The 20,983-nt window shown below is 66.6% G+C and carries 19 protein-coding genes and 1 pseudogene; 15 read left to right on the forward strand and 5 right to left on the reverse strand.

The features are described 5' to 3' along the window. Positions 1-47: 47 nt before the first annotated feature. The 11 genes and pseudogenes from BN971_RS13585 (at position 48) to secF (ending at position 15,219) form a co-directional block, all read left to right on the forward strand. Complete coding sequence (locus tag BN971_RS13585) at positions 48-1,559, forward strand: aldehyde dehydrogenase family protein (RefSeq protein ID WP_085182517.1); 1,512 nt, start codon at positions 48-50, stop codon at positions 1,557-1,559. Then, positions 1,556-2,761 (forward strand): CaiB/BaiF CoA transferase family protein, encoded by a 1,206-nt coding sequence (locus tag BN971_RS13590; protein ID WP_085182516.1) that lies wholly within the window; start codon positions 1,556-1,558, stop codon positions 2,759-2,761. The genes BN971_RS13585 and BN971_RS13590 overlap by 4 nt, the downstream gene beginning before the upstream one ends. 385 nt (positions 2,762-3,146) lie before the next feature. Beyond that, complete coding sequence (locus BN971_RS13595) at positions 3,147-3,965, forward strand: MlaE family ABC transporter permease (RefSeq protein WP_085182515.1); 819 nt, start codon at positions 3,147-3,149, stop codon at positions 3,963-3,965. A 19-nt stretch (positions 3,966-3,984) separates the two neighbouring features. Then, the gene (locus BN971_RS13600; protein WP_085182514.1) at positions 3,985-4,830 is read left to right on the forward strand and encodes an MlaE family ABC transporter permease; all 846 of its coding nucleotides are present in this window, start codon (positions 3,985-3,987) and stop codon (positions 4,828-4,830) included. Positions 4,831-4,849: 19 nt separating this feature from the next. Further along, entirely contained in the window at positions 4,850-6,127 is a 1,278-nt protein-coding gene (locus BN971_RS13605; RefSeq protein ID WP_085182513.1) for an MCE family protein, read from the forward strand. After that, the gene (locus tag BN971_RS13610; RefSeq protein WP_085182512.1) at positions 6,124-7,164 is read left to right on the forward strand and encodes an MCE family protein; all 1,041 of its coding nucleotides are present in this window, start codon (positions 6,124-6,126) and stop codon (positions 7,162-7,164) included. The genes BN971_RS13605 and BN971_RS13610 overlap by 4 nt, the downstream gene beginning before the upstream one ends. After that, entirely contained in the window at positions 7,157-8,239 is a 1,083-nt protein-coding gene (locus BN971_RS13615) for an MCE family protein (RefSeq protein WP_085182511.1), read from the forward strand. The genes BN971_RS13610 and BN971_RS13615 overlap by 8 nt, the downstream gene beginning before the upstream one ends. Then, positions 8,236-9,696, forward strand: a complete 1,461-nt coding sequence (locus tag BN971_RS13620) for an MCE family protein (protein ID WP_085182510.1) — start codon at positions 8,236-8,238, stop codon at positions 9,694-9,696. The genes BN971_RS13615 and BN971_RS13620 overlap by 4 nt, the downstream gene beginning before the upstream one ends. Before the next feature lie 47 nt (positions 9,697-9,743). Beyond that, a pseudogene (locus BN971_RS13625) lies at positions 9,744-10,946 on the forward strand (MCE family protein); the annotation flags it as partial. 208 nt (positions 10,947-11,154) lie between these two features. Next, the gene (gene secD, locus BN971_RS13630; RefSeq protein WP_090350157.1) at positions 11,155-13,824 is read left to right on the forward strand and encodes a protein translocase subunit SecD; all 2,670 of its coding nucleotides are present in this window, start codon (positions 11,155-11,157) and stop codon (positions 13,822-13,824) included. A gap of 3 nt (positions 13,825-13,827) precedes the next feature. Beyond that, positions 13,828-15,219, forward strand: a complete 1,392-nt coding sequence (secF, locus tag BN971_RS13635; RefSeq protein ID WP_090350158.1) for a protein translocase subunit SecF — start codon at positions 13,828-13,830, stop codon at positions 15,217-15,219. On the opposite strand, the gene BN971_RS13640 is transcribed toward secF, so the two are convergent. From BN971_RS13640 to BN971_RS13650, 3 genes are all read right to left on the reverse strand, one after another. Next, positions 15,212-15,727, reverse strand: a complete 516-nt coding sequence (locus BN971_RS13640) for an Rv2253/PknI dimerization domain-containing protein (protein WP_090350221.1) — start codon at positions 15,725-15,727, stop codon at positions 15,212-15,214. The two genes, secF and BN971_RS13640, sit on opposite strands and share 8 nt — an antisense overlap. A gap of 111 nt (positions 15,728-15,838) precedes the next feature. Continuing rightward, positions 15,839-16,414 carry a twin-arginine translocation pathway signal gene (locus BN971_RS13645; RefSeq protein WP_245836994.1) on the reverse strand — a complete coding sequence of 192 codons (576 nt, stop codon included), beginning with the start codon at positions 16,412-16,414 and terminating at the stop codon, positions 15,839-15,841. Further along, positions 16,411-17,136 (reverse strand): hypothetical protein, encoded by a 726-nt coding sequence (locus BN971_RS13650; RefSeq protein WP_085182508.1) that lies wholly within the window; start codon positions 17,134-17,136, stop codon positions 16,411-16,413. Before BN971_RS13650 ends, BN971_RS13645 begins: the two co-directional genes overlap by 4 nt. A gap of 154 nt (positions 17,137-17,290) precedes the next feature. Here BN971_RS13650 and BN971_RS13655 point away from each other — a divergent pair, with 154 nt between their 5' ends. Beyond that, a complete protein-coding gene (locus tag BN971_RS13655; protein WP_085182507.1) occupies positions 17,291-17,695 on the forward strand; it encodes a hypothetical protein in 405 nt (134 codons plus the stop codon). 17 nt (positions 17,696-17,712) lie between these two features. Here BN971_RS13655 and BN971_RS26855 read toward each other — a convergent pair whose 3' ends face one another. Together BN971_RS26855 and BN971_RS13665 are read right to left on the reverse strand one after the other, a co-directional pair. Beyond that, a complete protein-coding gene (locus BN971_RS26855; RefSeq protein ID WP_085182506.1) occupies positions 17,713-18,003 on the reverse strand; it encodes an Mtp family mycobacterial-type pilin in 291 nt (96 codons plus the stop codon). A gap of 111 nt (positions 18,004-18,114) precedes the next feature. Further along, positions 18,115-18,747, reverse strand: a complete 633-nt coding sequence (locus BN971_RS13665; protein ID WP_085182505.1) for a TetR/AcrR family transcriptional regulator — start codon at positions 18,745-18,747, stop codon at positions 18,115-18,117. Positions 18,748-18,832: 85 nt separating this feature from the next. Here BN971_RS13665 and BN971_RS13670 point away from each other — a divergent pair, with 85 nt between their 5' ends. Genes BN971_RS13670 through BN971_RS13680 form a run of 3 tightly spaced genes read left to right on the forward strand, consistent with a single transcriptional unit; the run spans position 18,833 to position 20,981 of the window. Then, complete coding sequence (locus BN971_RS13670; RefSeq protein ID WP_085182504.1) at positions 18,833-19,609, forward strand: hypothetical protein; 777 nt, start codon at positions 18,833-18,835, stop codon at positions 19,607-19,609. Beyond that, positions 19,606-20,412 (forward strand): hypothetical protein, encoded by an 807-nt coding sequence (locus BN971_RS13675; RefSeq protein ID WP_085182503.1) that lies wholly within the window; start codon positions 19,606-19,608, stop codon positions 20,410-20,412. The genes BN971_RS13670 and BN971_RS13675 overlap by 4 nt, the downstream gene beginning before the upstream one ends. After that, entirely contained in the window at positions 20,409-20,981 is a 573-nt protein-coding gene (locus tag BN971_RS13680) for a cytochrome c oxidase subunit 3 family protein (protein WP_085182502.1), read from the forward strand. Before BN971_RS13675 ends, BN971_RS13680 begins: the two co-directional genes overlap by 4 nt. The last annotated feature ends 2 nt before the right edge of the window (positions 20,982-20,983 follow it).

Here is a 20,983-nt window from a genome sequence, read left to right on the forward strand (position 1 = left end):
GTAGGAGAATGAAATTATCGCCGCCGACAACACCATGGAGAGCCCGGATGCCAGTGCAGGAAACGGCAAAGACCACCGCTGATGCCGCTCCTGAAGTACGGGCCGACCGCCGGATGTTGATCGATGGACGGCTGGTCACCGCCGACAACCTCTTCGTGTCGAGCAACCCCGCCACGGGTGCGGTCATCGGCCACGCCCCGGACGCCGGCGTCGCAGAAGCACAAGCGGCGATCGCCGCGGCACGGCGTGCGTTCGACACCACGAGCTGGCCCACCGACGTCGAACTGCGGATCCGCTGCCTCGACCAGCTGCACCGGGCGCTGGTCGAACACGCCGACGAGTTGCGCGAGCTGACCATCGCCGAAGTCGGTGCGACGCGCGCTCTGACCCAGGGCGCGCAGCTCGACGACCCGATCAAGATCGCGCGCTTCTACGCCGACCTGCTCGGCCGCTATTCCTTCACCGAAGACCTCGGCGAAATCGAGTCCCGCGGCATGCGCCATCACCGCTGGGTGGAGAAGGAAGCCGCCGGTGTGGTGGCGGCGATCATCGCCTACAACTACCCGAACCAGCTCGCGCTGGCCAAGCTTGCCCCGGCCCTGGCCGCCGGATGCACGGTGGTGCTCAAGGGCGCGCCGGACACGCCGCTGGTCACGCTGGCGCTCGGCGAGGTGATCGCCAAGCACACCGACATTCCCCCCGGCGTGGTCAACGTGCTGAGTTCGTCGGATGCCGCCGTCGGGCCCGCGCTGACCACCAGCCCGGACGTCGACGTGGTGACCTTCACGGGCTCGACCCCGGTGGGGCGCCAGATCATGGCCGCGGCCAGCGAGACCGTCAAGCGCGTCTTTCTCGAGCTGGGCGGCAAGTCCGCGGTGATCATGCTCGACGACGCCGACTTCACCAGCGCCGCCATGTTCGCGGCCTTCAGCATGGTCACCCACGCGGGGCAGGGGTGCGCGCTCACCTCGCGGCTCCTGGTGCCCAGGTCGCACCACGACGAGATCGTCGAGCTGATCGCCCAGAACTTCGCCAGGGTGCGCCACGGCGATCCGGCCGATCCCAAGACGTTGATGGGACCGCTGATCAACGAGCGCCAGCGGGACAAGGTCGACGGCATGGTGCAGCGGGCGGTAGCCGCCGGCGCCACCCTCGTCACCGGGGGGAAACGGTTGGACCCCGGCTACTTCTATGCGCCCACCCTGCTGACCAACGTGGACCCCGACAGCGAGATCGCGCAGGAAGAGGTCTTCGGTCCGGTCCTGGTGGTCATCGCCTTCGACGATGACGATGACGACGACGCGGTGCGGATCGCCAACAACTCCATCTACGGCTTGGCCGGCGCGGTCTTCAGCCGCGACGAGCACCGGGCCCTGTCGGTGGCGCGGCGGATCCGGGCCGGGTCGTTTTCGATCAACGGCGGCAACTACTTCGGCGCCGACAGCCCATTCGGCGGCTTCAAGCAGTCCGGCGTCGGCCGCGAGATGGGCGTCGCCGGGCTCGAAGAGTTCTTGGAGCGCAAGACGTTTGCCGAGCCCGTCCTGGGGGCGCCGGCATGAGGCCACTGGAGGACATCCGCGTCCTGGAGGTCGCCATGTACGGGTTCGTCCCGTCGGCGGGCGCGGTGCTGGCGGAGTGGGGCGCCGACGTGGTCAAGGTCGAGCACGCGGTGACCGGCGACCCGCAGCGCGGGTTGCGCCAGACCGGCATGCTGCGCGTGGAGGGTGACCCCAACCCCAACATCGAACATGCCAACCGGGGCAAGCGAAGCATCGGCCTGGACATGTCGGTGCCGGGCGGCAGGGAGGTGCTCTACGAGCTGGCCCGCCGGGCGGACGTGTTCCTGACGAGTTTTCTCCCCGGCGCCCGGGCGAAGTTCGGCATCGACGTCGAGGACATCCGGGCGGTCAACCCGAAGATCATCTATGCCCGCGGCAGCGCGCTCGGCCCGCGCGGTGAAGAGTCGACCAGGGGCGGTTACGACATGACGGCCTTCTGGTGCCGGGCCGGAACCGCCGCCACCATCACTCCGGCCGGCACCCCCGGCATGATCGGCCCGCCCGGACCGGCCTACGGCGACACCATTTCCGGCACCAACCTCGCCGGCGGCATCGCCGCCGCCCTGCTCAAGCGCGAGCGAACCGGGGAACCGTCCGTCGTGGATGTCTCGTTGCTGGGCAGCGGCTTCTGGGCGATGGGGCACACCGTGGCGCTGACCAAGCACCTGGGACAGCGGATGGAAGCGCTGCCGCCCGGGGTGCACGGCGCGCCCAACAACCCGCTGGTGGGGCTCTACACCACGGCCGACGGCCGCTACATCTCGTTCGTGATGATGCAGCCCACCAAGTTCTGGGCCGACGTGTGCCGGCATGTCGATCTCCCGGAACTGGCCGACGATCCCCGCTTTGCCACGGTGGAGAAGATCGCCGCCAACACGGCAGACGCGGTCGAGCTCTTGACCAAGGCCATCGCAACCCGCACTCTTGCGCAATGGAGCGAACGGTTTGCCACTCTGGCCGGGCCCTGGGCGCCGGTCCAGGACACCTTGCAGGCCGTCGACGACGCACAGATCCGGGCCAACGAATACCTGGTCCGCGCAGGTGAACTCGACCTGGTCGCCAACCCGGTCCAGTTCGATGTCACGGCCCCCCACACGGGCCCCGCGCCCGGATTCGCCGAGCAGACCGACGAGATTCTGATGGAGATCGGACTCGACTGGGAGCGCATCATCGAACTCAAGACGGCGGGCGCCGTCACTTGAGTACGACGGGGACTGGAGTGTGTGAATCCTTTGAGCTCACTGTGCTCCCGGGGCGACGGCGCGCGTCGCGCCGACGGACCTCGCTGATAACGGTTATGCATTTTTTAGTGCACCTGGATGTGACATGAGTCATAATCGCCGGACGCTTCAAGACTTCGGGCATCGTTTGGTACGTCCGGTCTTGGGGCGCCATCTCACGCGACTGAACGGAGGACTGGCGTGAGGACGGTAGCCACGACGGGCCTCGCCGCCGGCTCGCGGCCGCCGTCCGGGAATCGGATGCCGGGTCGCCGCGCCCGGATCGGCTTGGCGCACAGCGTGGTTGGTCCGGACGAGTTATTGACGGTGGCGTCAAAACCCCTGGGACCGGAAGGAACCGGCGCCGATGGCCATTAAGAAGTCGGGCCCGGAGCGATGGACCGGGGGCCTGTCCCTGGGCCGGGGCTCCAAGCCGATGGAGTCGATCGGCGGGCTGTTCGCCATGTCGGCCGACGCGGTCAAGTTCGTCTTCGTCCGCCCCTTTCAATGGCGTGAGTTCTTGGAACAGTCGTGGTTCGTTGCGCGCGTCGCACTCATGCCGACGTTGATGGTGGCCATCCCGTTCACCGTCCTGGTCAGCTTCACGCTCAACATCCTGCTGCGGGAACTCGGCGCCGCCGACCTGTCCGGCGCGGGTGCCGCGTTCGGTGCGGTCACCCAGGTCGGCCCGCTGGTGACCGTGTTGATCGTCGCCGGCGCCGGCTCCACGGCGATGTGCGCCGACCTGGGATCGCGCACGATCCGCGAGGAGATCGACGCGATGGAGGTGCTGGGCATCAACCCCGTGCAACGCCTGGTGACCCCCCGCATGCTGGCCTCCGGACTGGTTGCCCTGTTGCTGAACAGCCTGGTGGTCATCATCGGCATCGTGGGCGGCTATGTCTTCTCGGTATTCGTCCAAGACGTGAACCCGGGTGCGTTCGCGGCGGGGATCACCCTGCTGACCGGCGTCCCCGAAGTCGTCATTTCATGCGTCAAGGCAGCGCTTTTCGGCCTGATCGCCGGGCTGGTCGCCTGCTACCGCGGCCTGACGGTCTCCGGCGGCGGCGCCAAGGCCGTCGGCAACGCCGTCAACGAAACGGTGGTCTATGCCTTCATGTCGCTGTTCGTCGTGAACGTGGTTGTCACCGCGATCGGCATCCGAATGTCGGCCAAGGGTCACTGAGGGGGTGTAGGGACAAGCTGTGACGGTACGAGCCGCCTATCCGCGACTGACGCGGCAACTCGACAAGCCGATCGCCACTTTGGGCCGCATCGGCGACCACACACTGTTCTATGGCAGGGCGCTGGCCGGGGTCCCCTTCGCCGTCCGCCACTACCGCCGGGAAGTCATTCGGCTGGTCGCCGAAATCAGCATGGGCGCAGGAACTTTGGCGATGATCGGCGGCACGCTGGCGATCGTCGGATTCTTGACGCTGGCCGCGGGCGGCACGCTGGCGGTCCAGGGGTACAGCTCGCTGGGCAACATCGGCATCGAGGCGCTGACCGGGTTCCTGGCCGCCTTCATCAACGTGCGGATCGCGGCACCGATCGTCGCGGGAATCGGCCTGGCGGCCACCTTCGGCGCCGGCGTGACCGCCCAGTTGGGCGCCATGCGAATCAACGAAGAGATCGACGCGCTGGAATCCATGGCGATCCGGCCGGTTTCGTATCTGGTCAGCACGCGGATCGCCGCGGGGATGCTGGCGATCACGCCGTTGTACTCGATCGCCGTGATCCTGTCGTTCCTCGCCAGCCAATTCACGACCGTCGTCCTCTTCGGCCAGTCGGGCGGTCTGTACCAGCATTACTTCTCGACGTTCCTCAATCCCATCGACTTGTTGTGGTCGTTCCTGCAGGCCGTTCTGATGGCGATCACGATCTTGTTGATCCACACCTACTTCGGCTACTTTGCTTCGGGCGGACCGGCCGGTGTCGGCGTCGCGACCGGCAACGCGGTGCGAACCTCGTTGATCGTGGTCGTGTCGGTGACGCTGCTCGTCTCGCTGTCCATCTACGGCACCAACGGCAACTTCAACCTGTCGGGCTAGGGAAGGTGGTGAACGGACAGTGACGCGTGACCTCGGGCCGGGCCCCATCCACCGGTCCGAAACCACCAGCGCCGCACGACCGGTCGCGGCAAAGCCCGGGCACCACTTCGGCGTGCAGTCCTACGCACGGCCCCTGGCGGGGTTGGCGACGGTCGTCCTGGTCGTCCTGGTCTTCGCCGTCGCGATAGGCCTCTTCCGGGGCGACTTCACCACGAGCGTGCCCGTCACGGTCGTCTCGCCGCGCGCCGGCCTCGTGATGAACCCGGACGCCAAGGTGAAGATGCGCGGCGTCGAGGTGGGTAAGGTCGACTCAATCGACGTGCGCCCCAACGGCGAGGCCGTGCTGCACCTCGCGATACATCCGTCGGAGATCCACCTCATCCCGGCCAACGTGCTCGTCGACATCGCGTCGACGACGGTGTTCGGCGCGAAGTTCGTCGAGCTGATACCGCCCGCCGAGCCGTCACCGCAGCCGCTGCACGCGGGTCAGGTGCTCCAGGGCAAGCACGTCACCGTCGAAATCAACACGGTGTTCCAGCAACTCACGTCGCTGTTGTCGACGATCGATCCCGCCAAGCTCAACGAAACCCTCGGGGCGATAGCGTCGGCGGTGAACGGTCGGGGCCACAAGATCGGCCAGGCGCTGCACGATCTGGACTCCTTCCTGGCCACCCAGGAGCCGAGCCTGCCCGCGCTGCGACACGACATCGAGGCCCTGCCCGTGGTGAGCAACGCCTACGCGGACTCGTCGTCGGACCTACTCGCGACGGCCGACAACACGGTCCGGATCAGCAAGTCGATCGTCGACGAGCAACAGAATCTCGACGCCTTCCTGATCAGTTCGATTGGCTTGGCGGACATGGGCAATGACGTGGTGGGCGGCAACCGGGAAGCGCTGACCGAAGACCTGCACCTGCTGGCGCCGACCACCGATCTGCTCAACCAGTACCACGAGGCGCTGTATTGCGGCATCGCCGGATCGCTGGGGAACCTGCACGCTCCGGACCTGCCGGAGCCGATGGTCAAGGTGACCGTCGTCCTCGGCCTCGGCGCCGAGCGTTACCGCTACCCCTCCAACCTGCCCAAGGTTGCCGCATCCGGCGGGCCGCAGTGCCGGGATCTTCCGGTGGTGCCGTTCGACGTTGCACCGCCGTTCGTGGTGACGGACAACGGCTCCAACCCGGTGCAGTACGGCAACCAGCAACTGCTGCTGAACTCCGACGCGCTCAAGCAGCTGCTCTACGGACCCCTCGACGGGCCGCCGCGCAACACCATGCAGATCGGGCAGCCCGGATGACCGGCTCGCGCTCGATGATCATCAAGTTCGGGGCCTTCGCCACCGTGATGGTCCTGCTGACCGTGTTCTTGTTCTTCATCTTCGGGCAGTACACCACCGGGTCGACGAACGGGTACTCGGCGCTCTTCACCGACGTGTCACGCCTGAAGCCCGGAGAGACCGTGCGGGTGGCCGGCATTCGGGTGGGCACGGTCAACAGCGTCAGCCTGCGCCCCGACAAGAAGGTATTGGTGAAGTTCGACGCCGACCGCGGCGTGGTGCTCACCACCGGCACCCGCGCCGTGGTCCGCTACCTCAACCTGGTCGGCGATCGCTACCTCGAGCTGGCCGAGGGCCCCGGGTCCACCAAGGTGCTGCCGCCCGGGGCGGAGATCCCGCTCGATCGCACGGCGCCGGCCCTCGACATCGATCTGTTGCTGGGCGGGCTGAAACCCGTTACCCAGGGCCTTAACCCGCAGGACGTCAACGCGCTCAGCGCCGCGCTCATCCAGGTTTTCCAGGGCGAGGGCGGGACGCTGCAGTCCCTGCTGTCGAAGACGTCGTCGTTCTCCAATTCTTTGGCCGACAATAGTCAGACGGTCCAGGAGTTGATCGACAACCTCAACACCGTGGTGGGCACCGTCGACAAGGAAGGCACCAAGTTCTCCGGTGCCGTCGACCGACTCGAGAAGCTGATCAGCGGGCTCGACCAGGACCGCGACACGATCGGCACCGCGATCAACGCCCTGGACAACGGGACCGCGTCGATCGCCGACCTGCTCACCCGGGCGCGACCGCCGTTGGCCGCCACCGTGGATCAGGCGAATCGGCTTGCCCCGCTGCTCGACAAGGACAAGAACCTCATCGACACCTCGCTGAAGAAGTTGCCGCACAACTACCGCAAGCTGCTCAGGCTGGGTTCCTACGGCGCCTGGTTCCCCTATTACCTGTGCGGGCTCGCGCTGCGCGTCTCCGATCTGCAGTACCGGACCGTGGAAGTGGGCATCAAGCATCAGGTCACCGGGCGGTGCGCGGAACCGAAGGACCCCGATGAATAAGTATCGCGGAGCGGGCCTCATCAAGGCGGGATTCATCGGCGCCGTACTGATCGCGTTGATCATCGCCGTCGGCCTGAACCCCGATCAATTGGTCCAGCGGGCCACCACGGTCCGCTATCAGGCGCTGTTCTCCGATGCCGGCGGCCTCGCGCTCGGCAATGACGTGATCCTCTCCGGCGTCAAGGTGGGCAGCGTGACGGGCATGTCGCTGCAGCACGGCGACGTGCTGGTGACATTCACCGCCAAGGGCAACATCCTGCTCGGGTCGGCCACCACCGCACACATCAAGACCGGTTCGCTGCTGGGCCAGCGCGTGTTGACGATCGACTCCGCGGGTACGGGCAATTTGCATCCAATGGCCGTCATCCCGGCGTCGCGCACCTCCTCGCCCTACTCGTTGTCCGAGGCGGTCGGTGACCTGACCACCGACATCGCCGGGACCAATACCGAGTCACTGAACCAATCGCTAGACACGCTGTCTTCGACGCTGAATCAGGTTGCGCCGCAACTCGGTCCGGCGTTCGACGGCATCACCCGCCTTTCCCAGACCCTCAACGCCCGCAACCAGACGCTCGGGCAGTTGCTCAAGGGCGCCGCCGACGTCACCGGCATCCTGGGGCAGCGCAGTCAGCAGCTCAACACCTTGATCCTCAACGCCAATGACCTGTTGTCGATGCTGGTGTCGCGGCGCCAGGCGATCGTGCGGCTGCTGGCCAGCACGTCCGCGGTGGCCACGCAGCTGTCCGGCGTGGTGCACGACAACGAGTCGAAGCTGGCGCCGACGCTGGAGAAGCTGAACGCCGTGACCGCGGTCCTGGAGAAGAACCGCGACAGTCTCGCCAAAGCGCTTCCGGGACTGGCGAAGTACGAGCTGACGCAGGGCGAGACCGTTTCCAGCGGTTACTACTACAACCCGTTCATCCCCAACCTCTTCCAGTTGGAATTCTTCCAGTGGTTGTTCGATTACGCCTTCGGGTTCCGTGCCTACGGCGCCCCGGGTCAGCCGCCGGACACCGCCGGGCCGCGGGCATTCTTCCCGTTCCCGTTCAACATGGACCCGGGTGGGTCGCGATGATGCGGCTCGAGGCGATTCCGCGCAAAGGGCTCAAGGTCGGACTGGCCATCGTGCTGGCGGTCCTGCTCGTCGTCGGCGCGGCAGTTGCCGTCCGCGCCACGTTCTTTCGCCCGACGACGATCACCGCCTATTTCCCGACCGCCACCGCGATCTATCCCGGCGACGATGTGCGGGTGGCCGGCATGAAGGTCGGCACCATCTCGTCCATTCAGCCGCAGGGCACCCAGGCGAAGATCGTGATGCACGTCGATCGGGACATACCCATTCCGGCGGACGCCAAGGCGGTGATCGTCGCCCAGAACCTGGTGGCGGCGCGCTACGTTCAGCTCACGCCCGCCTACCGCTCGAGCGGCCCCACCATGCACGACGGGGCGGTGATACCGGCCGACCGGACGGCCGTGCCCGTCGAATGGGACCAGGTGAAAGACCAATTGATGCGTTTGGCAACGGAATTGGGTCCCAACAGCAAGGTGTCGACCCCGTCGGTGGCGCGTTTCATCGACAGCGCCGCCGACGCGCTGGGCGGCGGCAACGGCGAGAAGCTGCGCCAGACGCTGAATCAGCTCTCCGGGGTTGCCAGGGTCTTCGCCGAGGGCAGCGGCAACCTCGTCGACATCATCAAGAACTTGCAGACCTTCATCGGCGCCCTGCGGGACAGCAACGTCCAGATCGTCCAGTTCGACAACCGGCTGGCGACCCTGACCAGCGTGCTCGACGACAACAAGTCCGATTTGGACGCTGCGCTGACGGATTTGGCGAGCGCGGTCGGCGACGTGCAACGGTTCATCGCGAACAGTCGCGACGCGACCTCCGAACAGATTTCGCGGTTGGCCGACCTGACTCAGATACTCGTTGACCAGAAGATGGCGTTGAAGAACGTGCTGCACATCTCGCCGACCGCACTCGCCAACGCCTACAACGCTTACGACCCGGACACCGGTAACATCCGCGGCGGGGTCGGACTTCAGAACTTCACCAATCCCACGTTCGCCTGGTGCTCGGGCATCGGGGCCATCGAGAATGCCACGGCGGTCGAAACCGGCAAGCTGTGCGGCTTGTATCTGAGCCCGGCGCTTAAGGTGTTCAACCCGAACTTTATCGTCAACTTCAACTATTTACCTATCCCGGTCAACCCGATCCTGGCGCCGTCTTTTGCCCCGGAAAACGTTGTCTACAGCGAGGACCGGCTGAAGCCCGGCGGGGAGGGTCCCAGGCCGGGGCCGCCCTTGCTGCCGCCGGCCGTCTCCGCGTACACGGGGCTCCCCGGTGACCCCGTGGGTCCGCCGGGATCGGTACCGCTGGGGCGGATACCCGGCGCGGCGATGCCGGAGCCCCCGCCGGGTGAGCCGCCGCCGGCCGCAGCGCCCCCGGCTTCATCGGCGCCGGCCGAACCGCCGCCGCCCGCCCCGGCGAACGTCTCGGACATGCTGCTCCCCGCCGACGGAGCGCACCCGTGAGCGCCCGGCTCGCGATCCGGCGCTTGCTCGGCATCGGGTGCGCCGTCATGCTCGCCGTGAGCGGGTGCGCGTTCAACGGCCTGAACTCGCTGCCCCTGCCGGGCGCGGTGGGACGGGGCCCGGGCGCCACCACGTACCATGTCGAGCTCGCCAATGTCGTGACGATGGAACCGAATTCGCCGGTGATGATCGACGACGTCATCGTCGGCAGCATCAGCAAGATGACCGTGCGGAACTGGCACGCCGACGTCGAAATCTCGGTGCAACCCGGCACGGTGATCCCCGCCAACGCGGTGGCCAGCGTCGGGCAGACCAGCCTGCTGGGCTCCATGCACCTGGCCCTGAATCCGCCGCTGGGGCAGCCGGCGACCGGGCGGCTGCAACCGGGCGCCACGATCCCGCTGAACCGGTCCTCCACCTATCCGTCGACCGAACAGACGCTGTCGTCGCTGTCGGTGATCCTCAACGCCGGGGGCCTGGGTCAGTTCGGCGACATCATCCACAACTTCAACGCCGCACTCTCCGGAAACGAAGGGGCCGTTCGTGATCTCCTCGAGCGCCTCGACCGGTTCGTGGGCACCTTCGACCAACAGCGTGACAACATCGTCGCATCCATCCAGGCGCTGAACCGTCTGTCCGGAACCTTCGCCGCCCAACGCGACGTGGTCACCCAGGCGCTGTACAAGATTCCGCCGGCGCTGGACGTGCTCATCAAGGAGCGCCCGCGGCTCACGACCGCGCTGAACAAGCTCGGGACGTTCAGCGACACGGCGACCAGGCTCGTCAACGACGCGGGCGACGACCTGGTGCGGAACCTCAAGAACCTCGCGCCGGCGCTCGGTGCGCTCGCCGACATCGGGCCTGATCTCGACGCCGCGATCGCGTACGCGCCGACGTTCCCGTGGACACAGAGCATCATCGACCGGTACATCCGCGGCGACTATCTCAACGGGTATTTCATCATCGACCTGACGAATGCCGGTCTGCGCAAGGGCCTCCTGCGCGGCACCCACTGGGAACGGATCGGCGCCGAGGCCGTCCCGGGGCCCGCCGATCCTGAATACCTGCAATTCAAATACGGCGCACCGCCCGGGGCGCCCGGCGGCCTTACGGCGCCCGGGCCCATCGGGGAACCGGCGCCGATCGGGCCGCCGCCTCCCTGGGCACCGATACGGCCGGGGCCGCCGCCCGCGGCGCCGGGACCCGTCAACCAACAGGCCGGTGACACACCGCCCTCCGCTGCACCACCGCCGCCGGTGTCACCGTTGATCGCGGGCCTGACCATGCTGGGCCCGCGCCCGGCAGACGCGCAGTCGCCGGCGCTCCCGGGCCTGACGCCGGCGGGGGCACCGGCGGCGCCCGCCGACCAGGGCGCCCCGGGACCGGGCGGCCGACCAGGGCGCCCCGGTACCGGGCGCGACGCCGACCACAAGCCAGCCAACGGACGGGGGCTCGTAGATGCTGACCCGCTTTGTCCGCATCCAGTTGGCGATCTTCGCGATCGTGGGAACGATCGGTGTGGTCGTCATGGCGTTGTGGTACGTCCAGGCGCCCACCCTGCTCGGCATCGGCAAGATGACCGTCACGCTGAAACTGCCCGCCACCGGTGGCCTGTACCGCTTCAGCAACGTGACCTACCGCGGCGTGCAGATCGGCAAGGTGACCGCGGTGGGGCTCACCCCGGACGGCGCGAAAGCCACGTTGTCCCTTGATACTTCGCCGAAGATACCGGCCGACCTCAAAGCCGAGGTGCTCAGCATCTCCGCGGTGGGCGAGTATTACGTCGACCTGCGGCCCCGAACCGACTCGCCGCCCTACCTGCATGACGGCTCGGTGATCGCCGTGAACGACTCGACCATTCCCCAGCCCATCGGTCCGGTGCTCGACCAGAGCAGCGCGTTGATCAACAGCATCCCCAAGGGCAAGCTCGGTCAACTGCTCGACGAGTCGTTCAAGGCATTCAACGGCGCCGGATACGATTTCGGATCCCTGTTCGACAGTTCGGCGCGCGTCTCGGGCGACCTCAACGGCGTGGGCAACCAAACACGCAGCCTGACCGAAGACACCGGGCCGTTCTTGGACGCGCAGGCGCAGACCGCCGACTCGATCCGAACGTGGGCGCACAGCCTCGCCGGGTTCAGTGGGCAGCTGGCCAAGAACGACCCGGAGTTCCGCACCCTGCTGCAACAGGGTCCCGGTGCCCTCAACGAGGCGTCCCGGCTGCTTGACCAGATAAAACCGACGCTGCCGGTCCTGCTGGCGAACCTCACCACGATCGGCCAGATCGGCGTTACCTATCACGCCTCGCTCGAACAGATGTTGGTGCTGCTGCCGCCGTTCACCGCGGCGATCCAGTCGTTCGTCGGCACCAAATCCCCGACCGGATTGGCCACGGGCGCATTCAATCTCATCATCAGTGATCCCCCCGCGTGCACCGTCGGCTTCCTGCCGCCGAGTCAATGGCGTTCTCCGGCCGACACCCGCACCGTTGACACGCCGGACGGGCTGTATTGCAAGCTGCCGCAGGATTCGCCCATCGCTGTGCGCGGCGCCCGCAACTACCCCTGCATGGGGCAACCCGGAAAACGCGCGCCGACCGTCGAAATCTGCGAGAGCGACAAGCCTTTCCAACCGCTGGCGATGCGACAGCACGTCTTCGGCACCTACCCGCTGGACCCCAACCTGATCGCGCAGGGCATCCCGCCCGACGACCGGGTCAACTGGAACCGGGAAAGAATCTTCGGGCCGGTGGAGGGAACTCCGCTGCCGCCGGGCGCGGTTCCGCGCGGAACGCCGCCGTCCGCGCTGCCGCCACCGGCGGCGCCGATCAGCCCGCTGGCGCAAATGGGGGAGGTGTCACCCATCGCGCCGATCGACGTACCTGCCGCGCCGCCCGGGCCCGCGCCGGCCCCCGTCCCGGAACCCGCTCCGCCGCCGGCGCCGGCGCCCGCGTCAGGCGCGCCCGCGCCGGAAGCGCCGCCGATCCAGCCTCCCGACCCGCGCAAGGACCTCGCCGAGCGCATCGCCGAGGAGAAGAACCTGCGGCAGAGCACCCGCCAGGGCGTGCAGTACCTCGCCCTGCAGTTCATGGCGACCCAGTGCGACAAGGACGACATCCTCGCCGGCAACGACGACCCCGCGCTGCCCCTGGTCACCTGCTCGACCGACCACAAGGTGGCCTACCTGCTCGCGCCGTCGATCATCAGCGGCGACCAGATCGAGAACGCCAGCTCGTCGATGAACCAGCGCGGCATCGGGTACGTCGTCGACCTGCAGTTCAAGCCGGCGGCCGCCAACGTTTGGGCGGACTTCACCGCCGCCCACGTCGGTGAGCAGACGGCCTTCACCCTGGACTCCCAGGTGGTCAGCGCCCCGCGGATCAACGAGGCCATCCCGGGGGGCCGCACCCAGATCAGCGGCGGCGACCCGCCCTTCAACGCCGCGACGGCGCGCCAGCTCGCCAACGTCCTGAAGTACGGCTCGCTGCCGCTGTCGTTCGAATCCTCTGAGGCACAAACGGTTTCGGCGACGCTCGGGCTGACCTCGCTGCGGGCCGGGCTCATCGGCGGCGCGATCGGCCTGCTGCTGGTGTTGCTGTATTCGCTGGTGTATTACCGGGTGCTCGGCCTGCTCACGGCGCTGTCGCTGATCGCTTCCGGTGCAATGATCTTCGCGATCCTGGTGCTACTGGGGCGCTACATCAACTACACCCTGGACCTGGCCGGCATCGCGGGCCTGATCATCGGCATCGGCACCACCGCCGACTCGTTCGTCGTGTTCTTCGAACGCATCAAAGACGAGATCCGCGAGGGCCGTTCGTTCCGCTCGGCGGTGCCGCGCGGCTGGGTGCGGGCGCGCAAGACCATCGTGTCCGGCAACGCCGTCACCTTCCTGGCCGCCGCGGTGCTCTACTTCCTGGCGATCGGCCAGGTGAAGGGCTTCGCGTTCACGTTGGGGCTCACCACGATCCTCGACCTGGTCGTGGTGTTCCTGGTGACCTGGCCGCTGGTCTACCTGGCGTCCAAGTCCCCGCTGCTGGCAAAGCCGGCGTACAACGGCCTGGGGGCCGTCCAGCAGGTCGCCCGCGAACGCCGGGCATCGTCGGTTGCCAAGACGGGACGGGGATAGCGCATGGTTTCCTCCAAGGCATCCAAGGCATCCAAGGCATCCAAGGCATCCGAGGCTTCCGAGGCATCCGAACCGGCGGAGACCGCCGACGCGACGTCGGGCGCGACCGAGTCGGCCGCCGTCGGCGCCGCGCAGCCGCGGCACAGCTTCCTCGCGCGGCTCTACACCGGCACCGGCGCGTTCGAGGTGATCGGCCGGCGCCGGCTGTGGTACGGCGTCAGCGGGGTGATCGTCGCGATCGCCATCATCAGCATCCTGTTGCGGGGTTTCACCTTCGGGATCGACTTCAAGGGCGGCACCACGGTGTCGTTCCCGCGCGGCGGCACGGTGCAGACCGCGCAGGTGTCCGACGTCTTCCGCAAGGCGCTGGGCAAGGACCCCGAGTCGGTCGTGATCGTCGGCAACGGTGCCTCGGCGACGGTCCAGATCCGCTCCGAGGCGCTGTCCAACGACCAGACGGCCAAGCTCCGCAACGCCCTGTTCGACGCCTTCCAGCCCAAGGGCAACGACGGCAAGCCCAGTAAGCAGGCCATCAGCGACTCGGCGGTGTCGGAGACCTGGGGCGACCAGATCACCAAGAAGGCGCTGATCGCGCTGGCGGTGTTCCTGGTGCTGGTCAGCCTGTACATCATGGTGCGCTACGAGCGCTACATGGCCATCTCCGCGCTGACGACCATGGTGTTCGACCTGACCGTCACCGCGGGCGTGTATTCGCTGGTGGGCTTCGAGGTCAGCCCGGCCACGGTCATCGGCCTGCTGACCATCCTCGGGTTCTCCCTGTACGACACCGTCATCGTCTTCGACAAGGTCGAGGAGAACACCCACGGTTTCCAGCACACCACCCGACGCACGTTCGCCGAGCAGGCCAACCTGGCGATCAACCAGACGTTCATGCGCTCGATCAACACCAGCCTGATCTCGGTCCTGCCGGTGCTGGCGCTGATGGTGGTGGCGGTGTGGCTGCTCGGCGTCGGCACGCTGAAGGACCTGGCGCTGGTGCAGCTCGTCGGCATCCTGGTGGGCACCTACTCGTCGATCTTCTTCGCGACCCCGCTGCTGGTGACCCTGCGCGAACGCACCGAGCTGGTGCGCTCCCACACCCGCCGGGTGGGCAGGCGGCGCGGCGCGGGCGCGAAGCGTCGGCGGCACCAAGCGCGTTCGCGCACACCGAGTCTGCGCCCGGTCCGTCGGTGGCGCTGGCCCAGTACGACCCGCACACGGGCACCTTCGTCACCCCGGATGGACAGGTCTATCGGCAGTCGGACCTGGTCAAGACGTCATCCAAGGCGGCCCGGACGTGGAAGGACATGTTCGCGATCTGAAGGCCGCGGCGTTACAGGTCTCGGTGCACCTTGGCGGACAACGCCTTTGGGGTCAGCGCACCGAATCAACTGATCTTGTCCAGCCGGAACGGCTGGTCGATGTACAGCGGCTTGTTGGTTCCGCAGGCGCCGCTGGGGCCGGTGGTCTGTTCCCGTCCGGCCAGGACCGGCGACCCGAGCAATTTCTCACCGGTATCCGGGTTCGCGGGGTAGAAGTGGATGACGTCGTGCCCCGGGAATGAGGTGCCGTCCGGACAGGTCGTCCAGTTCGGGATGTCGCGCTTGACGAACCAGGTGGAGCCCTCGTTCATGAATATCGGTGCGGTCCAACCCTGGTCGCTGACGACCTGACCGTCGCACCGGTAGGCCGTGGAGCACGAAGTGGTGACGGTCCAGGTGCTTCGCACCACCGGCTCCTGGTGGAACACCTCGTTCGTCCGGGCCCAGTCGCCGACCACCGTCGCGGTGTACGTCCCGTTGATGGAGGGGTCGTAGGCCCAGGCGGACGGTGCGAGGCCCCCCCCCCCCGCCATGCCCGCGGCGACAAGCGTTGCGCTTAACGCCCTATTTATCGAACGCATCATGTGCTCCTTGACGCGCTAATACCGCCATTTGCAAGCGAATCGAATTCACAGACTAACACCGCCCCGCATGCCACGGAATGGTTCAGCCCGGAGGCTGTGGTGGTGCGCTCATAAGACGTCGAATTTGTCGATGAGCCACGAACCCTTGACCTTTACCAAGGCCATCTTCAGGCTGCTCGACGTCACCACCGGTTCCGGCTTCGCGGTGCTTGTGGTCTTCTGCCTGATGAAAACAAGTACCACCGCCGAATTGGGGTGCATTTCCGACACCGCGGCCTTGACAACGCTGGCGGTCGTCGTGACCTGGCCGCGCTGCGCCGCCGGCCCGACGACCTGGTCGGCGAAACGTTGGTAGTACGCCAGATAGTCCTCGCTGAGCCGGGATTTGGCGTTCGCGAAATCGCGGTCGAGAGTGTCGGGCGAGTAGGACAGCAACGCCACCGCCCCGTCGCTGGCGGCCTTGATCACCTGGTGCGTCGCAGCGCGGTCGGTCTGCTCATCCGGGCGGTGGACGAAGTAGAAATAGCCGGCACCGAACCCGACCGCGCATACGAGGAGCACTGTCAACAGGATCGGACGCCACCTTGCCAGGCACCGACGCATCCAGCGCGCCACCGCGCGGATTCGGCGGCCGGGCGCCGAATCCTGAAGCGACTCTTCGGGTGCTGCGCTGTCGACGGTCATGGGACGAAGTCGACTCTGGACACCTTGAGCTCCCCGTTGTCGCGTTCGACCGTGACGACGATTCGCAATCGCCGCGATTCGGGCTGGGCCTGACCGGGTTTGGTGATCTCGGATTTCGCCGCGACCAGGACCACCGCCGAATCCTGCGTCATCGACTGTACGGCGGCGGCCTCGACGGTGCCCTTGGAGCTGGACTTCGACTGCTCGACCGCTTTGACCAGATCTTCGCCACCCATCAGGACGCCGACCTTGAATGTCCCCGTCGTGTCATCGGCGAAGCGCTGGACGTCTTCTCTCGCCTTATTGGCATCGATGGAAATCATCAACACCACCGCTTTTCGGGCCGCCGCGGTGAACTCGGCGGTGCGCTGCCGCTGCTTGGCGACCTCACGGTGATGCCACACGAGATAGCCGCTCGCCGACAGCGCGGAGAGGCTCACCAGGATCGCGATTGCGGCGCCGAGGGCCCGCCGGCCGGGGCGACGGAGCCACCGGCGGCGCAGCGGGGTCGCGTCAACTTCCTCGGCGGCGCCGGTGCCGCCCGACGTCGCATCGGCCTGTCGGCGCAGCAGATTCGCGCGTTCACGCGCCGCCTCGGCGCGGGCTTCGGCCCGGGCCAGTTCGTCTGCTTCGGCGTCCGAGCCGGGCGACGCGTCGGAGAGGACCCCGTCGCCGCGGGTATTGGCGTCGAGCGTCTCGGCTGGAAGCTCGCGTGGCGGCATGGATCACCTCCCCGTCCGCACCTGCAAGAGAGAGCCACATTATCACTGCACGGCGAGCGCGCCGGCGCCGGAGCCGGTGATATCGGGCTGCGCTTCCTCTCGGAATGGGAGAATTCTATTCCCACCGCCGGTGGAGCTATGGCAAAGTATTGTCGTGCGATTCATCGTGGCAGCGGTCGCCGTTTTTCTGGGCCTCGGCGTGTTGGCGGCGCCCCAGGCTGCCGCCGCACCGGTCAATTGCGATTACCCCGATTGCACTCCGGGCATCATGCCGCATCAGGTCCTTGGCGCGCCGTGTGACAACACCACTTACTACGTGTTCGGCACCGCCGACTATTACGTGTCCTTCGCCACCCAGCCGGGCCGGTTGATGTTCTGCGGATCGCCGAGGCGGTACGAGCCGCGATGGTTCCGTTCGCCTCCGATGGCCGGTGTCAAGGAAGAGAACTCGTCGTGCGTCGACTACCCGGAGTACTACGTGGCGCAGGCGCCCGACGGGTTGTTTCTGGTGTGCAATGCCCACGACGGCACTCAAATCTGGGAACGCGGCGACACTTAAGCCGACGCCCGGGCCGCTCACGGCCGATTGTTCGGAATTTCCGGCCACGTCTGGAAGGGGCTGGGCCCGAAGTAATCGCCGTTGTGAATCGTGCCGTCCCTGTCGCGATGGTGCGCGTCGTGACAGGTAGTCGGATCCCATTGGGGCCCCCACGCCGGATCGAAGGGCTGGCCCGGACACCAGTGGTACCCCACGAACGGCCATGGCGGATTGTCGGCGCGGGCGCTGGTCATCGCGCCGGCACTGGCCAATCCGATTCCGGTCGTCACGGTGATTGCTGCGGCAACCAGACGCGCGGCTGTATTCATGAAAAAACCGTACCCGAACGGGCGTCAAAGCGGGCAAAGAAATCTGGTCGGAGCACGCCATGATTGCCCGTCCGAAACATGCAATGCGCCTTGGCGTCCGCGATTTCCCGGTCAGCCGAAATAGCCGCTTTTACCGACTGCCGTTGCGCCGTCAGCGCCCCCCACCTCATGCAGGCCGAGCAACCGCCGGCTCAGCTCGGTGAGCCGCGCCAGCAGGGTGTCGTCGTCGATGTCGGCCACCAGCGGGTGCATGACCGCGCTGCTGATCGCCCCCGAGAACATGGCCGCCTCGATCCGGCCGTCCAGCCCGGCGTCGCCCAACAACACCCGGTACAGCCGCTCCATAAACCGTTGGAAAGGCTCGTGTTCCGCGAGCAGCCGCACCACCACGGGATCGAATTGCAGGGTCCGCACCAACCGGCGGTCGCGAACCGCCATCTCCACCACGCGGATCAACAGCGCATCGCGGGCCTGCCGGCCTTCACCGTGCGCCTCGGCCTCCGCCAGCGCGGGTTCCAACCGGCCCAGTTCGCGCTCGGTGACGGCCAGGACGATCCGTTGCTTGGTCCGAAACTGGTGGTATACGGCGGCTTTGGTGATCCCCACGGCGTCGGCGATCATCTGCAACGACGTCCCGCTGACACCGTGCTCGGCGAACAAGTCGAGCGCGGCATCCAGCACGCGCGTCCGGGCGGCGCTGTGTTGGACGACGCGCAATGCGCCGCCGGTCACCCCAGTCTCCACATGACGAGATTAGACCAGGCGTTGACCTTGAGCTAGCCGATCGGCTAGCTTCGCTGACATGTCACGTGGTAGCGAAGGAGCCGCGATGTCCGACGACGGCGAAAGCGATGCGGTAAGCGCCCGCGGTTCGCTGCGGCGAACCGATGGTGAAGTCATTCTGTTGTGGACGCTGCCGGCTGCCGTGATCATCTGGATCGCCTGCTATTTCCTGTTTCCCGGGTTCAATCCGCCGATGTCACCCACGATGACGGCGCAGCAGGTGGCCGCGTTCTACCGCGATCCGGCCCACCTCCCGGAGATCCGGTACAGCATGATCATGCTCAACTGGTTCGGGGTGTGCCTCATCCCGATTCTGGCCCTGATCGTGATGCAGGTCCGCAGGATGGCGCACCGCACGCCGATCTTCTCCTACGCACTGCTGGGTTGCGCGGCCGGGGGCCCGACGTTGTTTCTCATCGCGAATGTCTGCTGGCTGCTGGCCGCCTTCCGGCCGGAGCGAAGCCCGGAACTCACGCAGATGTTCAACGACTTGGCCTGGATCACCTTCACCATCCTGGTCCCATTCTTGATCGGGCAAAGCGTGATCCTAGCGCTGGCAATCTATTTCGACGGCGGGCCGCGTCCGGTATTCAGCCGCTGGGTGGCCCACTTCAACCTCCTCGTGGCCGCTGCGCTAACCCCCGCGGCGTTCGTCGGGCTATCCTTGTCCGGACCGCTGGCCTGGGACGGCGTGTTGTCGTTCTGGCTGAAAAACGTTGCCATCGCGGTTTGGATCGTTGTGATGGGCCTGGTTCTGCGGCAGGCGGTCTATCGGGAGCGCGCCGAATACCGCCGGGGGGAAAAGAAATTGGTCGACGCGTGAGCGCACTGATCACACCGCCGGCGTCGCCGGCCACGCCGCCACCGGGGTCGCTCCGTCGGCGCATCGCCTGGCATTGCCGGCGTGATCCCAAGCGCGAGCTCTGGTTGGCCTGGGGGGCGCTCGTTGTCTTCTACAGCCTGTTCTTCCCCGTGTTCTTCATCGTGGCGCGTGTGCAACCCCCACCGCAGCCCGCCTGGGACCTCGCGACGCAGGTGCACTGGTTCCACGCCCGCCACCTGGGAATACCGGTCGGCTTCGGCGTCATCTTCGCCGTCGGCGGCATGATCGCGGTGAACAATGCCCTCATCGCCTATTCGATGCGACGCATGTCGGTGAGCCCCGCGTTCGCATACTCCTACCTGATCATCTACTCGCTCAGCGCGGTTCCCGGCATGCTGCTGCTCTGCATCGCTCTGATCGTCGGCACGCTGCGCCCCGAGCGAAGTCCCGAAGCGATCGGTTGGCTCTACGACTTCGCCTTCCTGTCGTTCGACGGAACGATGGGGGTCTTCCTCATCGGTTCACTGATCTGGATGATCGCGATCCTGCTCGACCGGAATCGGGTGTTCCCCAAGTGGTTCGGCTACCTCAACTTGTGCAACGCGCTCACCGAAGTCGTCGTGGCGCCCTGCTGGATCTTCCGGCGCGGCGTGTTGGCGTGGAATGGTCAGATCGCCTGGTGGTTGGACGTGGTCGTGTTCGGCATCTACACCGGTGTTTTCATCTTCATGCTCTTCCGGATGATCCAACGCGAGGACTTCGGCAGCGGGCCTCTGCCCGAGCTGGCCAGGGTGCCACGATGACGGAACGCGCCGACAAGCCCACAAGATTCGTGCCCGGCCAGCCGGACATGTGGGCTTTCGTACTCTTCGAAACGCTGATCTTTACGGCGTATTTCAGCTTTTACCTGTTCTACCGAAGCCAAAACCCGGCGCTGTTCCTGCATGCACAGTCGCAGCTTGATCTGCCGATCGGCGTCCTGAACACCCTCGTCCTGCTGCTCAGTTCGTGGTCGGTCGCGCGCTGCGTCCAGTCGTCGCGCGCCGGCGCCTACAACGCGGCGCTCAGGGACGTCGCCGTCACGGGCGTGCTCGCCGCGGTGTTCCTGTCGTTGAAAGTGTTCGAATGGGCCCGGCTGGTCCACGCGGGAAATGGGTTGGACAGCAGCGACTTCTTTACCTACTACTTTTTTCTCACCGGCATACACTTCGTGCACCTGCTGATCGGGTTCATCGCCCTCGCCATCATCGTCTATCAACTCCGAAGTGCAACAAGGAGATCCCAGCAACTGGTCGAGACCTGCGCCACGTACTGGCACACTGTCGACTTCCTGTGGGTGCTCATCTTCGCGCTGCTGTACGTGGTGAGGTGAAC

Origin of the sequence: Mycobacterium bohemicum DSM 44277, from assembly GCF_001053185.1 — a bacterium.
Classification (GTDB): domain Bacteria; phylum Actinomycetota; class Actinomycetes; order Mycobacteriales; family Mycobacteriaceae; genus Mycobacterium; species Mycobacterium bohemicum.

What these genes read in the sequence shown, in the direction of transcription:
- BN971_RS13585 (WP_085182517.1), top strand. Translation starts at nt 48, where the DNA reads ATGCCAGTGCAGGAAACGGCAAAGACCACCGCTGATGCCGCTCCTGAA.
- BN971_RS13590 (WP_085182516.1), top strand. Translation starts at nt 1,556, where the DNA reads ATGAGGCCACTGGAGGACATCCGCGTCCTGGAGGTCGCCATGTACGGG.
- BN971_RS13595 (WP_085182515.1), top strand. Translation starts at nt 3,147, where the DNA reads ATGGCCATTAAGAAGTCGGGCCCGGAGCGATGGACCGGGGGCCTGTCC.
- BN971_RS13610 (WP_085182512.1), top strand. Translation starts at nt 6,124, where the DNA reads ATGACCGGCTCGCGCTCGATGATCATCAAGTTCGGGGCCTTCGCCACC.
- BN971_RS13615 (WP_085182511.1), top strand. Translation starts at nt 7,157, where the DNA reads ATGAATAAGTATCGCGGAGCGGGCCTCATCAAGGCGGGATTCATCGGC.
- BN971_RS13620 (WP_085182510.1), top strand. Translation starts at nt 8,236, where the DNA reads ATGATGCGGCTCGAGGCGATTCCGCGCAAAGGGCTCAAGGTCGGACTG.
- secD (WP_090350157.1), top strand. Translation starts at nt 11,155, where the DNA reads ATGCTGACCCGCTTTGTCCGCATCCAGTTGGCGATCTTCGCGATCGTG.
- secF (WP_090350158.1), top strand. Translation starts at nt 13,828, where the DNA reads ATGGTTTCCTCCAAGGCATCCAAGGCATCCAAGGCATCCAAGGCATCC.
- BN971_RS13640 (WP_090350221.1), bottom strand. Translation starts at nt 15,727, where the DNA reads ATGCGTTCGATAAATAGGGCGTTAAGCGCAACGCTTGTCGCCGCGGGC.
- BN971_RS13645 (WP_245836994.1), bottom strand. Translation starts at nt 16,414, where the DNA reads ATGACCGTCGACAGCGCAGCACCCGAAGAGTCGCTTCAGGATTCGGCG.
- BN971_RS13650 (WP_085182508.1), bottom strand. Translation starts at nt 17,136, where the DNA reads ATGCCGCCACGCGAGCTTCCAGCCGAGACGCTCGACGCCAATACCCGC.
- BN971_RS26855 (WP_085182506.1), bottom strand. Translation starts at nt 18,003, where the DNA reads ATGAATACAGCCGCGCGTCTGGTTGCCGCAGCAATCACCGTGACGACC.
- BN971_RS13670 (WP_085182504.1), top strand. Translation starts at nt 18,833, where the DNA reads ATGTCCGACGACGGCGAAAGCGATGCGGTAAGCGCCCGCGGTTCGCTG.
- BN971_RS13680 (WP_085182502.1), top strand. Translation starts at nt 20,409, where the DNA reads ATGACGGAACGCGCCGACAAGCCCACAAGATTCGTGCCCGGCCAGCCG.